Here is a 14,267-nt window from a genome sequence, read left to right on the forward strand (position 1 = left end):
CAACCTTGCTACTACTGTTGCACCAGATGAAGAGAACTTAGAATCTAATGCCCCAACAGAACCTGTAATTAAGCTAGATCGAGCGATCGCTGTTTCTGAAGAATTGGCCATTACTACAGATAGCAACCTTGTTACTACTGTTGCACTAGATGAAGGGAACTTGGAATCTAATGCCCCAGCAGAACCTGTAATTGAGCTAGATAATGCGATCGCTGTTTCTGAAGAATTGGCCATTACTACAGACAGCAACCTTGCCACTACTGTTGCACCAGATGAAGGGAACTTGGAATCTAATGCCCCACCAGAACCTGTAATTGAGCTAGATAAAGCGATCGCTGTTTCTGAAGAACTAGCAATTACAGACAGCAACCTTGCTACTACCACTGTTGTGTCAGATAAAACAGAAGAAGACGAAGATATAATTATCGATGAGCCTGTGAGTCCTATGTGGCTACAAGGAGAGACGGCAGAGCAGATTTTACAAAATTTAATAGATTTAGCTTTACCTGCCTCTGAACTGCTGCTCAAAGATGAAAAGGTTACAGATTTTTCGGCAACACAACTACCGCCACCATTACTGTTAACTTTAAGTCAGGATAATTATATTGCTCGTTGGGGACAAGCTCTTATAATCAACGGGTACATAGAATTCCAAGAAAAGACAAATCTAGATTGGGGTGAAACATTATCTTCAAAAAGCTTGCGGGCGCTTGAAGTAGAAATTGAACTGCGATCGCCTAAGAACTCGAAAATATTGATCAAAGTACGGCAACCCTTATCAGATAAGGAGTTGCCCTTTACCATTAATACCTCAATTGATATTCCTGCTGATTGTGAATCCAAGCTAATTTTGGCAGATATCAGTTTGTATGGTAAATTCACTGATGCTGGCGAAGTCATGCCGTTAGCCAGCCAGTCCTTCACCATTACAGCAGATGTAACAGAACTACTAGCAATTACAGCCGCAGCAAAAGCCAGTACATCTTTAAATGACCCCATAACACCATCGGACTCATCTGCTGCTTTCACAGAAACAGAGACACCTGTTAAGCTCGATTTGAAACTATTAAATCTGGTCAAGACTCTAAAAACAGACCAGTCTCTGATAGTTCATCCATCCCCAAACACACCTCTACCACCGCAAATTAACCTGCAAGTTCTGCGAGAAGCTAACCTGCGGACATCTAAGCTCAAGAATTCAAGCATTTCATTGCCTCAATTACCGAAACTGCCCCCTATTCAAAGTGATGCCAACATTTCCATAGATGTTCTTGCAGAACCACAAACACCGGAGGAGCTTCTAGAAAAGGATGCTACTATAGCCACCATCAACTTGGAGCAGTTGCTCATTAAGCAACGTCGAATGCCAATACTTGAGACTACTTTGCCATACTTGAAACGGCTACAAGCTTTGCCAGATGATGCAGAAGAAAAAGTAAAAAACAATGTTCCTCCAGATGCATTAGAAGTTAAAACGGCTGAAGACTTGCCAAAGTTGGACGCAACTGTGGCTGAAGATGAAAATACACCTGAATTAGTAGTAGGTGATGCACAATTTCAGGAAGAATCTGTTGCGAAAGGCGAAGCCCCGCAAAATACACAATTCGAGGAAGAATCTGTTACTGAAGTCGAAGTCCCACAAAATACACAATTCGAGGAAGAATCTGTTGCTGAAGTCAAAACTCCCCAAAATGCACAATTAATTACAACAGGAAACCTTTATTCATCTCCCCTGCTCAGGAAGTGGATGCAGAGCCAAGGATACTCCTTGCCTGAATCTATCAACGATCTGCAACCTCAAGATTACAATAACTATGTTTCAGCACCGCAGATACCCCTTTCTCCAAGTGCAGAAAATGCCAATATTGATCTTAACTTGCCATTAGAACTAGATGCCAACACGGAGAATAATCTGAGCGAAGGTTGGAGCAGTTCGCAATTTCTCCTAGCTGAAACGCGTAAGGAACAAGAGACATGGGAAGAAGTCGAAGGATTGGCTCTTGAACTGGAGAACTTTGGGGAAGATATAGACACAGCGCAGGAAGTGGAACTGGGGATTGGAGAAGATACAGAAATAGAAAAAGTACTAGAAGAACCAACAATCTCATCGGCTCTGTTAACACAAATACCGCCCCCTCCCCCTCCAATAAAAATAAATATAGCGTCAGCTTGGTTGGCGCAAGAAATCGTTGTAGATGATACAGATACCGAACTAGAAGACGATACAAGGGAGAGTTACACCTTTGAAGAAAAGGAGCAACCACTGTTATATTCATCTTCTTCCTTACCTATAATTGCGGCAGCCACTGAGCCTTTGCCAACTCCACATTTGTATGTGCCAGAAGGCGAATTAATTGCTGGCAAGTCTGTCATAGTGCGCGTAGTCCTGCCGGAAGTACCTCTGCAAGTTGTTGTCAAGTTATGGCTTGAAGATTATCAAACTCGCTACTTACTAGATGGCCCCCATCTATTGACAAATTTACTTCCTAATGCATCGGGAGGGTTGGAAGTGATCGCACAATTAAACATTCCCTTTGGCTGTTTAGAAATTCGCTTAGAAGCGATCGCACTCGATCTAACAACCCAACAGGAGAGTCACAAAGTCACAATAGTGCGAACTGTAATTCCTCCAGACTTGCCAAGCTTGCAGCTAGATGAACTCCTGGGTATGTAACTCAGGTATGAGGTGCATTAAGCATTGGGAATTGGGTATTGAGCATTGGGCATTGGGCATGGAGAAGAAACAAGGTAGACAAAGAAGAGTGGGGAGACAAGGGAGAGACTTGTTCAATAATTCCTCCTTGTCTCCTCTGCTCCTCTGCTCCCCATTCTCCCCTGTGTTAAAAATATGAAAGAATTTCAAAAATCTGGCAGAATTTGCAGTAAGCTCATTTTGAATTGTAGTGTAATTTGATAGGAACCTTTAACTATGACAGCATCTTTTTTGCCTTCTGTCTTGGCTAGTACTTCGTACTTGTCTGCTATCTTCATTCCCATAATTGGTTGGGTTTTGCCAGGTGTGGTCTTCGCGTTTCTGTTTTTATACATTGAAAGCGACGATATCACTGATATTAACTGATACTGATGTAGTCATTAGTTATTAGTCATTTGCAAAAAACAATGACAAAGGACAAATGACAAATGACTAAAATTAATACCGCCTATCTCATAGAGACAGGCGGTTTTTTTAACGTTGATTTCTCAACAAATGCCAGAAAATTCTAACTTATAGTGTTCGGTTCAAATTAACTCATGTTAAATCGAAGAACCGAGTCCGGCGTAGGCACCATAAAAGAAAATGCCCAAGACTGTAATTATACCTAAACCTGCGATCGTAGCGACGACCCACAGAGGAATTCTCCCACTTCCAGACACAGCTTCTCTCCTCCCTTAACAACAAATCAACACACGTTCATAAACCAACATTAACAACAGTACTTCTAATTAGTTGAAGAAGTAACTAGAAAACAGAATACCCAGAACGAAAATCATTAGTAATCCCAGGTATAAAGAAGTCCGGTTTAGTTCAACCGGCTGATTATTGGGATTGGGGGATCTTTCTACCATAACTGCTCCTAACGTTGAATAAATTGCATTGCGGCGATCGCGCCCAAAAAAAATACAGTTGGTACACCTAAGGTGTGTACTGCCAGCCATCTAACGGTAAAAATTGGATAGGTAACTGGTTGATTGATGTTATTTCCGCTAGTCATGATCTCAAACTACTTTCCAATAAATTCTTCAACTTGTTTTTTAGCTTCAAAACGGTTCTTCACAATGGGCACTTCCTGCCGCGCTGGTGTGAAATACTCGTTGGGACGGGGTGTGCCAAAAGCATCATAAGCCAGTCCGGTGCTGACAAATAGCCAACCAGCAATAAATAATGCCGGGATGGTGATGCTGTGGATTACCCAGTAACGAACGCTGGTAATGATGTCCGAAAACGGACGTTCTCCAGTGGTACCTGACATTTAGATCCCTACCTTATACATAGAGTGTTATTGAGTTTATTATCCTACAAAGTTAAGAAAGAGTTACAAGTTGCAACGTTCTTCTCAGAAATTGGGGATTGGGCATTGGGGATTGGGGATTGGGAAAACTCTTACCTAGTCCCCAGTCCCCAGTCCCCATTAAGCGGCTTCTGGGGAAGTTGCTTCAGGATTTGGTAGATATTTGAGCAAAACGCCGCGATCGCCAATTATAAATCCCCGTTCTGGCTCTAAGAACACAATCTTGTATAAATTAGCCGCAACTTCTTCCACCGCCCGGTCTTTTTCCCAGGTTTTACCACCATTGCCACTGCGTAGCAAATTACCGCTACCGCCACCTAACCAAATTTCATTGGGTGTGCGATATGCCAAATCCAGTAAACCCCAACTGGTGGATAATTCTGGATATTGTGCCTTTTGCCACTCATCAGGTTTAGTTTCGTCACTAAACTGAACTTGACCTCCTCTAGCTAACAACCACAATTGCCCATTTTCACCAAAGCCCATGTTTTCTACCCGCCGAGAACTATTGCGGTTATGGGGTACCCAAGCATCTTGCCCTGGTTCCCAAGTTGAGTAGAAACTACCCTTAGCCGAAACTGCAACATATTTACCATCAGCAGAACGCTCTAAGTTCCGCACCACACCCACTGCTGATTCCACCTGAGCTTTCCAGTTTTTGCCGCCGTCTGTGGTCTTATATATGGCTCCAATATTAGTAGCCATTTCAGCTGTATTCTCTGCTAGCGCCTTAACTGCGATCGGGCTACCTGGTAGCTTTTCGCTCAGGGGAATACGCGACCAAGAAGCACCTTCATCGCTAGTGTGTAGTAACAATCCAGGCTCTCCGGCAATCCAGCCTTCTTTACCTGCAAAACTTACTGAGTCAAAGCGATACTTTTGCTCCTCCAGTTGCAGTATTATTGGTTTCCAGGTATTACCACCGTCATTGGTTTCCAATAGGGTGGCATTGCTACCAACTAAGTAGCCATGCTCAGGGTTATTAGTAAAAGCAATATCCAATAAATTCGAGTCTGTTGGCACAGAAATGACTTTCCAAGGGTTGTAACTAACAGAGGGGACTTGGCTACAACCTATGCACATCAAGACTACTATTAACAAGGCAAATATTCGTTGCCAACCTTTCACAATTGAATGCATCAGTATTTCTTAGTTATTTCTAAATTTTTGTAGGATTTGGCAGCTAGGATGCTGGAAAATCCTGCGTTTTTCATTTTGAATTTTGTTAGCGCAGTGTAAAGCCTCTGTTAGAGAGCGTTATTTGGAATCGCTTAAGGGCTGTCATTGTAAGCCGTAAAGACTAATAAAAAACAAGAAACCAAGAGCCAAAGCACCAAAAATTAAGATATTCTTTTGGGTTGGCGTTAGCTTGTTGACACCCAAACCATAACCGAGATTTTCTTTGAAGCCGGATGCAGTACCCGCAGGGCCGATGTTGGCAAAAGCGGTCTTTTTAGCAGAACAAACTGGACAACGCCAATTCAGAGGCAGTTCTGCAAAGGTTGTCCCTGAAGGAATATCATCCTTGTCGTCTCCCTTTTCGGGTTCGTAAACATAACCGCAGGCGCGACACTCGTAGCGGTCTAACACCGTAGTCTCAACAGCTGGTTCGCTCATGGCTAAGGCCTCGCAGAGAAGAAATCTTAAATATACGTTAAAAATTATGACATAATTGTTAGACTTTTCTATCACTAGCAAAAGCGAATCAAATACCTGAAGTGCGTCTGTTTCCCAGATTTCAGAAAAACCAAACAGATATAATGTAAAAGAAAGTTACGCAGTTGAGGGATTGGGTATGGGGCATTGGGCATTGGGCAAAACAGTTCCGAGTTCCGAGTGCTGAGTAAAGAAGTGAAATTCCCCACTCAGCACTCAGCACTCAGCACTCAGCACTCCTGAAGGGCATTGGGCATGGGAAAGAAAATTTCTTTGTCCTCCCACTCTTAAATCCCTAATTCTCTAGTCGTCAGTACCCAATCTCCAGTTACTACTTAAAATACTCCATAAGCGGTAGATACTCATTGTGTTTGTCCTCAGCGGTTACGAGTACCTTCTAGGCTTCTTCATCATCTGTAGCCTAGTACCTGCCTTAGCGCTCTCAGCTTCCAAGCTCCTACGACCCAGTGGTTACAGCCCAGAACGTCGCACTACTTATGAATCTGGCATGGAACCCATCGGGGGAGCCTGGATTCAGTTCAACATCCGCTACTACATGTTTGCTCTGGTCTTCGTCGTCTTTGATGTGGAGACTGTATTCTTGTATCCTTGGGCGGTAGCTTTTCACCGTTTGGGGCTATTAGCATTTATTGAAGCGCTAGTCTTTATTGCAATTCTTGTAGTCGCTTTAGTTTACGCATGGCGTAAAGGAGCTTTGGAATGGTCTTGAATTCTAACTTAACAACCCAGGGCAAAGAACGAATCATCAACCCCATTGAACGGACTACAATCACTCAAGACCTTTCAGAAAACGTCATTTTGACGACGGTTGACGATCTCTACGACTGGGCGCGGCTTTCTAGTTTGTGGCCGTTGTTATTTGGTACTGCTTGCTGCTTTATTGAGTTTGCAGCTTTAATTGGTTCCCGATTTGACTTTGACCGTTTTGGGCTAATTCCCCGTTCTAGCCCCCGCCAAGCCGATTTAATTATTACGGCAGGGACTATTACGATGAAGATGGCTCCCCAACTGGTGCGTCTTTACGAACAGATGCCAGAGCCGAAGTATGTAATTGCGATGGGAGCTTGCACAATTACTGGCGGGATGTTCAGCGTTGATTCCCCTACGGCAGTGCGCGGAGTCGATAAACTGATTCCTGTGGATGTGTACTTACCTGGTTGTCCTCCTCGTCCAGAAGCAATTATCGACGCAATCATTAAGCTACGGAAGAAAATCGCCAATGAATCGATGCAAGAGCGGGGTAAAATTAAGCAAACCCACCGCTACTACAGCACGACTCATAATTTGAAGCCAGTAGAGCAAATCTTAACTGGTAAGTATTTGCAGTCAGAAACTCGCTCCGTACCACCGAAGGAATTGGCGGAAGCGATCGGTATGCCAATACCACCTGCACTGCTGACAGAAAAGGCGCAAAAGGAGGAACAAACCCGTGGCTGAAGAAGAATCTAAAGCAGTACCAGCAGCCGAAGAAGAGTCTAAACCAGTACCAGCAGCGAAAGAAGAGTCATTGGTACAAGCGGGTAAAGTTTCCCAGTGGTTGACGGAAAATGGCTTTGACCATGAGTTTTTAGCACCAGACAAGAATGGTGTAGAGATAATTAAGGTGGCGGCAGATTTCTTGCTTCCCACCGCTACAGCCCTTTATGCTTATGGGTTTAATTATCTCCAGTGTCAAGCTGGCATTGACCTTGGCCCAGGACAAGAATTAGTGAGTATGTATCACTTGATTAAAGTGGGTGATAATAGCGATCGCCCCGAAGAAGTGCGAGTGAAGGTGTTCTTACCACGGGAAAATCCTGTAGTGCCTTCTGTGTACTGGATTTGGAAGACCGCAGATTGGCAAGAGCGCGAGTCTTACGATATGTTCGGCATTATCTACGAAGGACACCCAAATCTCAAGCGGCTTTTGATGCCGGAAGATTGGGTGGGTTGGCCTTTGCGGAAGGATTACATCTCGCCTGATTTCTACGAGTTGCAAGATGCTTATTAGAGATTGCTGAATAGAGCGTGATGAATCGCGTCTGTACAATTTAGTGCTGAGTTTCGGCAGTGATTAACCCCTTTCCGGTGGCGGAGAGGGGTTATGTTTTTGGTGTTTCATGTCAAGTTGGTTGACAAAATTTGCTGTAATTCATTGACTGTATTTACAGTTTTAATTGCCTGTTGAATTGCTTTTAATTTCTGGAAATCTGTAATTTGAGAGATTATCGGCATCAATTCTAAACCTTGATTGCCAAACTTAATTTCTAATGCCAATTCAATCCCTGAATATAATTCCTCCTTTCTTCCTCGCAGTTCTCCGCGTTCTTCCCCTTTGCTAAAAATTTCTTGATACCAAGGCGACTGCTCTAAAAGTGCCATATCCCACCTCAGAATTTGTTGAACTATTGCACTATCTAATACAAAGGTAGCAAAAAATCCTAATACTGTTTCTAGTTGATTCAATTGTTCATCTGCACGTAATATTCGCAATGCATCTCGAATTGTAGACTCGTTATCACCTCCTTTGAGAATGGGTACAAATGGAAGTAGTGATGGTAATGGTTGTGCAAAGGCAATGTTTACATCAACTTCCCACAGATTAATGACACGGTAATCTTGAATAGCACGTAAACCAGCTATATTTAATGCATAACTTGTCGGTATTTCAGCATCACTTGCCTTGAGGATATTAATTAGTACTGGATACGTTGGCAAATTATATTTTTCTTCTGCAAGTGCTGCATAAGCACGCATCCTGCGGGGCATTTCTGGTTTATAGCGTAGTTGTAATTCGTTAAGAACGAGAAATTTTCCATACTGGGGGCTTTCGACACGGATTAAAACATCACTTTCTCGACTTATCCACTGAAATTCTGAGTTGAGAATTTCGCCAGCAACAATATCAGGGATTTGCGTTACCCATTTTACCCAGTTATCAGGTGCAAGGCTGATTAAGCGTTTGGTGCTGACATCGGCGGGTTTGATCATGGGTTGTAAACGCACTGAAAGTTATCAAATAATTGTACTTAAGACTGGATTACAGATATTTAAATTTTTGATTGGACTACTTAGAGAAAGCGATCGCACCCAATTTGAGATAATTTGAGTGCAATGTCCAAGATATTCGGTGAGATTTCTTAGTAATCGGAATCGCTATCTCTACCGTTGTATCTATATTTGTGGGAAAATTCCATGTAAATATTTAAAGTAATATGTCAGAAACACCTCCAGACGAAATTTGGATTGTTACCAATGAAACGCCGCAAATATCGATTCCTGACGGTGCTAAAGGCGGGAGTACTAATACACGCGGTTGGGGAGACGAAACTATCAGGGAAAGTATTGGTAGTAAAGGGGTAGGAGATGCTGTTAAGGTTAGCGCTCAAACATTAGAGCAAAATATGACTCACTTTCTCAAAGTCGTGGGAAGTTTGTTTAGTCAAGCCCAACAGCAAGCAAAAGTCAACTCCAAGATGCAGCTAGATGAAATTGAGCTATCGGTGGAAATTAGTGCCGAAGGAGAAGTTAAATTAATTGGTAATGGTGCCAAAGCTGGAAGTAAAGGAGCGATTAAGCTGAAGTTCAAGCGCCAAGAATCACAGTGAGATGGCAAAAAATTGGGCGATCGCGATCGGAATTAACCAGTATAATTATCTGCAACCGCTAAACTATGCCAAGCGGGATGCACAGTTAATGCAAGAGTTTCTGAGCAATGAAGCCGGATTTGAGCGGATTTTCTTCTTCTCGGATGACTCCCCTGATATTGATGGAAAATCAACTCACCCAAATCGCGCAAATTTGCGTAAAGTCTTGTCGGAGCGCTTTGAAAATCCCTTTATGGGAGCAGGGGATAATTTCTGGTTTTTCTTCAGTGGTCATGGGATAAGATACGCTGACCGTGATTATCTCATGCCCTGTGATGGCAATCCATTAGACATTATAGAAACGGCAATTGAGATTAACTTTGTGAGTGAACGCCTGCGTCGCTGCGGTGCTGATAACGTTGTTTTGATTCTGGATGCTTGTCGCAATGAAGGCAAAAAAACAGGTGGTGAAGGAATTGGGCAACAAACCGCCCAAGAAGCACGTCAGCAAGGAGTTATCAGCATTTTTTCTTGTACTCCCCAAGAGTATTCTTATGAAATTGAGGCTTTACAACAAGGTGCTTTTACCAGTGCGTTACTAGAAGGGTTAGGAATTCAAGGTCAATGCGCTACTGTTGAACGCTTAGAGCAATATCTTAAGTTTCGTGTACCTGAACTGGTTCGCCAGTATAAGAATACAAGGCAAACGCCTTATGTGATTGTTGAACCTGTGAATAAATCCCACCTAATACTTGTGCCACGATATGCAACTCTAGCGGATATCGCTACGTTGAAAATTGATGCTTATCGCGCTCAGAATAAGAGAGACTTTGATTTAGCAAAACAACTCTGGATTAGGGTATTAGCTGCTGCATCAGGTCAAGATATGCAAGCTATAGAAGCCTTGGAAGAAATTGCTCGGTTGCGAAATAGTTCTGCAAATCCTGATTTACCTCAGCAAACAATTCCACAACCATCTGAGTCAGTCACAAATACACCTATAAGTAAACCTCCTCAAATTCCATCTTCTAAGCCAACCCCACCATCCCCGATTAATAATACTCAGGCTTCTGGTGCGGGACAATTTTCAACATTTACAACTCCAACATCTTCAACACCTTCTTCGCCATCAAACCTAATATTACCTAACTGGTCACGACGACGTGTAATTCAAACTGCTGGGTTTGCAGCTGGGTTGGGTTTGACAATTGCAATAACACGTTTTTGGCCGTTTCATTCAGGAGAAAGCAGCACCTCCCACACTACTGAAGCAATTAACCTAAAAAGCTTTCAATTTGAAGTTGTCACGGTGGATGCAAAGGGAAACATCACCAGCCGTAGCAATCGTGAAGCGAAATACTTCATTGAAAACTTAGGAAATGGTATCACCCTGGAAATGGTGCAGATACCAGGGGGAAGCTTTATGATGGGTTCAGCGGAAGGAGAAACAGAAAGAGATAAAGATGAAAGTCCACAGCATCAGGTGAAAGTGCCTGGGTTTTTCATGGGTAAATATGAAATTACCCAGGCGCAATATCAAGCAATTATCGGTAGTAATCCTTCCAAATTCAAAGGTGAGAAACGACCTGTAGAACTGGTGAGTTGGAATAGTGCAGTAGAATTTTGTAAAAAATTGAGCCAAAGGACAGGAAAAACCTATCGACTACCTAGCGAAGCAGAATGGGAATATGCTTGTCGTGCTGGAACGAAGACCCCATTTTATTTTGGCGAAACGATTACCACAGATTTAGTTAACTACAAGGGTAGCTCTCCCTACGGCTCTGCACCAAAGGGGGAATATCGTCAACAAACAACAGATGTAGGAAAATTTCCGCCTAACTCTTTCGGTTTATACGATATGCATAGTAATGTATATGAGTGGTGTCAAGATGTATATAACGACAATTACCAGGGTGCGCCAAAAGATCGTACTGCGTGGCTAACTGGTAAAGATAATAACAAAAGGCTGCTGCGTGGCGGTAGTTGGGACCACAGTGCCGGGTATTGCCGTTCTGCCAGTCGCTCTGGGCTTGCGCGCACGGATCGTAGGCGCAATGTTGGTTTTCGCGTGTTGGCGGTGGTTGTGGCGTGAGGATTCCTTGCTCTTTACACTCTTCCCCTTTTGCCCTCTGCACTTCTTATTGTTTTCCCTTCTTCTTCCCTCTTTGCCGCAGGCGGATCAAAAAATTTTTTTCAAAAAGTGGTCTTTTGATATCAAAACCACTATACACTACATTTAATCAAATTTCTCACTTAGTTTGAGAGTTTGAGTATGGGGCAGGTCGTTTTTAGTTGCTGCGTGGCGGTAGTTGGAACAACAATGCCAGCAATTGCCCTTCTGCCGATCGCAATAGGAACGCGCGCGCGAATCGTAACAACAATGTTGGTTTTCGCGTGGTGGCGGTGGCTGTGGCGTGAGTACTCCCTATTGTCAGAGTTGATAAGTGGGAATTTATCGAGCGTACACCAGGGAGTCCAGACCTGAACCAGCGAGGAAGGCGACAACCTGCGAATATCAAACCGAGTCGGATAGCTTGGTAGGTTGCAAAACCGAACAGTTGTTCGACTCAATTAATTTTGCGACATTTAAAAGAAACTTCTAAAATCTAGCTCATTTTTAATTGTTCTAATTTTTGTTTAATCAAAATTTCAACTTCTTCAATCTCAGCATTCGATTTTGGGATGTCAAAAGTCTCTGGAGACGCTTCAGATGTAAAGCGGTCAACAAAAGCACGAAACGCTGCTTTGTTGTCAGGGTGAGCAATGACGAAGGCTCTTAACTCGGTTTTGCTCATGCTGCTAAAGTCTGGCTCAATCACAAGAACCTCCAAAGACCATTGCGATAGATTTCTACCTCTATGTTATCTCCTGCCAAAATAAACACATTCCCTGTTTGTTCATCGAGGCGGACAATGTAAATAGGAGTGAATGTATTGGTCAAAGATTGACATACTATGACACACCTGATGCCTTGTTCAGCAGTTGGCAAGATTTGTATACCTCATAACCGCATAGCTTGGAATCAGAATAGCAGGTAAACAATATCTTTAGCCCATTTGCGATCGCTCTCAGCATCTCCATCGTCATTGGTGCGATCGCTGGACTAATTAAAATCCTAAAATCTGGCTAATCTCAACATCTAGTCCAGGTTAAAATTAAATCTGCTCGTGAAAAATATTGTATTTATAGCAAAGCTACTACAAAAATTAAAAGCTTATGACAGCAAGCAATATTAGGCAGCAAATTTTAGAGCATCTTAAAACATTACCTGGAGAACAGGTAAAAACTATCCTGTTAACATGGCTGACTGGTACATCCACTTCTTTAGAAGATTTTGAGCGATTACTGACATATCAAGCTACTCAAATGACGGAAGAATCATTTGAGTACGGAGAGATAGACACAGCATTAAATTTTCAACCTCTTACTGAAGCCCAAATGGTTCAACAGAGCCAATCTGCTCTCGAAACGTACCGTTCCACAGGTTCAGGAATAGCCCACGATCGCGTGCGTGAATGGGCTGACAGTTTAGGATAGGAACCCTACTCCCTCTCGACATCCTCAGCAATTACTGTAACCGCTTGCTCAACTCTTGAAGCAAACATTGGAAAAAGGAGAATCTGAAGCGATCGCCATCAAACATCACGACCAAATCTGTCACAATATTACTCTAATAACCAGCCAAAAACAGACGCCACGCTCAGATTTAACTCATTAGCAAAAGATGGAACAGGAAGTTTTTGCTGTGGTTGATCAAATACTTCTGGTTGCTGTTTAGGAAGATAAACAAACACTGTTTGCTCATTTGGGTCAATTAACCAACCCATTTGAGTGCCAAAATTGAGGCAACGCAAAATATTTTTGGTGACTTTTGTTTGACTTTGGTCAGGTGAGATAATCTCAATTGTCCAGTCAGGAGCTATTAAAAAGGTATTAGCAACCTCGCCTTTTTCGTCGCGGGGAATTCTACCCCAAGTAAACACAGACACATCTGGAATTATTGAGCGTCCATCAAATGTGCAACGTAACTCTGAAAATGCTCGTGCAATCTGTTGAGGTTTAAGAATTACGTTGACAGTAGTAGAAAACTCGGTTTGAATTGTGCTGTGCTTACCCTGTGGCTTTGGTTTCTGGATGATTTGTCCATCAATATATTCGCTAGCAGGTTCTGTTTCTGGTAGCTTGAGAAACTCATCTAAAGTTATCGATTTAGATGGGGTTTGTAGCATTAGGGCTTTATTGTAAAGAAGAGTTTGATTAGCTTTATATTAATTTTAATGGTGCGTTGTCACAAAGGTCAACGCACCCTTATCTAAAGAAACGGCGAGTCCAAACAATTACTTCACTGATATCACTGTTTGGTTCACTACTGGGCGTGGTTTCTTGCGGTCTGACCTGCGTGTTCCACCAGCCATCTCATATTCATCACTATTTTTGCCATAGCGAGATGCAACATTTAACAGCATTTGCTCAGAATAAGTATTCAACTCTCGTTCTGTTTCTATTAATGCATTGTGTGTCTTATCTACTATTGTTTGTGCTTGATTATAAGCCGCTAGCTTTTCTCGTAACTCAATTACTTTAGTGTTGTAAGTAGCAATTGAAAACCCATTACTAAAGTCTAACTCAGGGTTAATTGTCTGCATTCCTTCAATCCGTCGTTCAGCTTTGGTCAGTGACATAGAGTTTCGTTTGCGTTGCGTCATAAAGTTTTCCTGTTTGGATTAATTTATAAATAACCCCGATGTTATACACTGAGTTATTTATATATCATCAAAATACGCAATAAGCAGATGCACCAGCCACAGTGAAGTTACAGAATTATAAAAGCATTGGATGGCATTAGCCAACTAGATAGATGCGGGTATATTTGCTGAAATTTGTTGAGAAAAGCAGGTTTTGAAGTCGCAAAAGCTAGTTTTGAAGTCACAAAAGAAGGTTTTGAAGTCGCAAAAGCTGGTTTTCAAGTCGCAAAAGATGTTTTTTAACTCGGTAAAGCTGGAATTTAACTCGG

At 42.5% G+C, this 14,267-nt stretch carries 19 protein-coding genes; 8 read left to right on the plus strand and 11 right to left on the minus strand.

What is annotated here, in order from left to right; all coding sequences use genetic code 11:
• Both ACFE93_RS16445 and psaI read left to right on the plus strand, forming a co-directional pair.
• On the plus strand, nucleotides 1–2,674 hold a 2,674-nt coding region (locus tag ACFE93_RS16445), incomplete at its 5' end, for a hypothetical protein (protein ID WP_375474288.1).
• Nucleotides 2,675–2,929: 255 nt separating this feature from the next.
• Nucleotides 2,930–3,079: a photosystem I reaction center subunit VIII gene (gene psaI, locus ACFE93_RS16450; protein WP_375474289.1), complete on the plus strand. Its 150-nt coding sequence runs from the start codon at nucleotides 2,930–2,932 to the stop codon at nucleotides 3,077–3,079.
• 176 nt (nucleotides 3,080–3,255) lie between these two features.
• Here the strand turns inward: psaI and ACFE93_RS16455 are convergent, their stop codons facing one another.
• The 6 genes from ACFE93_RS16455 to ACFE93_RS16480 all read right to left on the minus strand — a co-directional run bounded on the left by ACFE93_RS16455 (nucleotide 3,256) and on the right by ACFE93_RS16480 (nucleotide 5,627).
• Entirely contained in the window at nucleotides 3,256–3,375 is a 120-nt protein-coding gene (locus ACFE93_RS16455; RefSeq protein WP_012411803.1) for a photosystem II reaction center protein J, read from the minus strand.
• Nucleotides 3,376–3,444: 69 nt separating this feature from the next.
• Entirely contained in the window at nucleotides 3,445–3,567 is a 123-nt protein-coding gene (locus ACFE93_RS16460) for a photosystem II reaction center protein L (RefSeq protein ID WP_322670285.1), read from the minus strand.
• An 8-nt stretch (nucleotides 3,568–3,575) separates the two neighbouring features.
• Nucleotides 3,576–3,713 carry a cytochrome b559 subunit beta gene (gene psbF, locus ACFE93_RS16465; RefSeq protein ID WP_015115279.1) on the minus strand — a complete coding sequence of 46 codons (138 nt, stop codon included), beginning with the start codon at nucleotides 3,711–3,713 and terminating at the stop codon, nucleotides 3,576–3,578.
• Nucleotides 3,714–3,722: 9 nt separating this feature from the next.
• Entirely contained in the window at nucleotides 3,723–3,971 is a 249-nt protein-coding gene (gene psbE / locus ACFE93_RS16470; RefSeq protein ID WP_094348030.1) for a cytochrome b559 subunit alpha, read from the minus strand.
• 159 nt (nucleotides 3,972–4,130) lie between these two features.
• Complete coding sequence (locus ACFE93_RS16475; RefSeq protein WP_375474290.1) at nucleotides 4,131–5,150, minus strand: photosynthesis system II assembly factor Ycf48; 1,020 nt, start codon at nucleotides 5,148–5,150, stop codon at nucleotides 4,131–4,133.
• Between the two features lie 141 nt (nucleotides 5,151–5,291).
• On the minus strand, nucleotides 5,292–5,627 hold the full coding sequence (locus ACFE93_RS16480; RefSeq protein ID WP_375474291.1) for a rubredoxin: 336 nt from the start codon (nucleotides 5,625–5,627) through the stop codon (nucleotides 5,292–5,294).
• Between the two features lie 406 nt (nucleotides 5,628–6,033).
• Between ACFE93_RS16480 and ndhC the strand changes: the two genes are divergently transcribed.
• From ndhC to ACFE93_RS16495, 3 genes are read left to right on the plus strand one after another with little or no spacing between them, the layout of a single operon-like run.
• Nucleotides 6,034–6,396, plus strand: a complete 363-nt coding sequence (ndhC, locus tag ACFE93_RS16485) for a photosynthetic/respiratory NAD(P)H-quinone oxidoreductase subunit C (RefSeq protein ID WP_094333328.1) — start codon at nucleotides 6,034–6,036, stop codon at nucleotides 6,394–6,396.
• Nucleotides 6,387–7,124, plus strand: coding sequence for a photosynthetic/respiratory NAD(P)H-quinone oxidoreductase subunit K (gene ndhK, locus ACFE93_RS16490; protein ID WP_375474292.1), 738 nt, complete (start codon nucleotides 6,387–6,389; stop codon nucleotides 7,122–7,124). The genes ndhC and ndhK overlap by 10 nt, the downstream gene beginning before the upstream one ends.
• Nucleotides 7,117–7,677, plus strand: coding sequence for an NAD(P)H-quinone oxidoreductase subunit J (locus tag ACFE93_RS16495; RefSeq protein ID WP_375474293.1), 561 nt, complete (start codon nucleotides 7,117–7,119; stop codon nucleotides 7,675–7,677). Before ndhK ends, ACFE93_RS16495 begins: the two co-directional genes overlap by 8 nt.
• Before the next feature lie 107 nt (nucleotides 7,678–7,784).
• On the opposite strand, the gene ACFE93_RS16500 is transcribed toward ACFE93_RS16495, so the two are convergent.
• Nucleotides 7,785–8,657, minus strand: a complete 873-nt coding sequence (locus ACFE93_RS16500; protein WP_292859451.1) for an Rpn family recombination-promoting nuclease/putative transposase — start codon at nucleotides 8,655–8,657, stop codon at nucleotides 7,785–7,787.
• A gap of 224 nt (nucleotides 8,658–8,881) precedes the next feature.
• Here ACFE93_RS16500 and ACFE93_RS16505 point away from each other — a divergent pair, with 224 nt between their 5' ends.
• Nucleotides 8,882–9,274 carry a hypothetical protein gene (locus ACFE93_RS16505; RefSeq protein WP_375474294.1) on the plus strand — a complete coding sequence of 131 codons (393 nt, stop codon included), beginning with the start codon at nucleotides 8,882–8,884 and terminating at the stop codon, nucleotides 9,272–9,274.
• A 1-nt stretch (nucleotide 9,275) separates the two neighbouring features.
• Nucleotides 9,276–11,345: an SUMF1/EgtB/PvdO family nonheme iron enzyme gene (locus ACFE93_RS16510; RefSeq protein WP_375474295.1), complete on the plus strand. Its 2,070-nt coding sequence runs from the start codon at nucleotides 9,276–9,278 to the stop codon at nucleotides 11,343–11,345.
• A gap of 514 nt (nucleotides 11,346–11,859) precedes the next feature.
• On the opposite strand, the gene ACFE93_RS16515 is transcribed toward ACFE93_RS16510, so the two are convergent.
• Nucleotides 11,860–12,072: a DUF6887 family protein gene (locus ACFE93_RS16515; protein ID WP_322670230.1), complete on the minus strand. Its 213-nt coding sequence runs from the start codon at nucleotides 12,070–12,072 to the stop codon at nucleotides 11,860–11,862.
• Nucleotides 12,069–12,242: a DUF6888 family protein gene (locus ACFE93_RS16520; RefSeq protein ID WP_375474296.1), complete on the minus strand. Its 174-nt coding sequence runs from the start codon at nucleotides 12,240–12,242 to the stop codon at nucleotides 12,069–12,071. Before ACFE93_RS16520 ends, ACFE93_RS16515 begins: the two co-directional genes overlap by 4 nt.
• 227 nt (nucleotides 12,243–12,469) lie before the next feature.
• Between ACFE93_RS16520 and ACFE93_RS16525 the strand changes: the two genes are divergently transcribed.
• Nucleotides 12,470–12,790, plus strand: a complete 321-nt coding sequence (locus ACFE93_RS16525; RefSeq protein WP_375474297.1) for a hypothetical protein — start codon at nucleotides 12,470–12,472, stop codon at nucleotides 12,788–12,790.
• 128 nt (nucleotides 12,791–12,918) lie between these two features.
• On the opposite strand, the gene ACFE93_RS16530 is transcribed toward ACFE93_RS16525, so the two are convergent.
• Nucleotides 12,919–13,482, minus strand: coding sequence for a Uma2 family endonuclease (locus tag ACFE93_RS16530; protein ID WP_375474298.1), 564 nt, complete (start codon nucleotides 13,480–13,482; stop codon nucleotides 12,919–12,921).
• A 108-nt stretch (nucleotides 13,483–13,590) separates the two neighbouring features.
• Nucleotides 13,591–13,959 carry a hypothetical protein gene (locus ACFE93_RS16535; protein WP_375474299.1) on the minus strand — a complete coding sequence of 123 codons (369 nt, stop codon included), beginning with the start codon at nucleotides 13,957–13,959 and terminating at the stop codon, nucleotides 13,591–13,593.
• Nucleotides 13,960–14,267 lie beyond the last annotated feature (308 nt).

It is taken from the genome of uncultured Nostoc sp., assembly GCF_964247315.1.
Lineage (GTDB): Bacteria > Cyanobacteriota > Cyanobacteriia > Cyanobacteriales > Nostocaceae > Nostoc.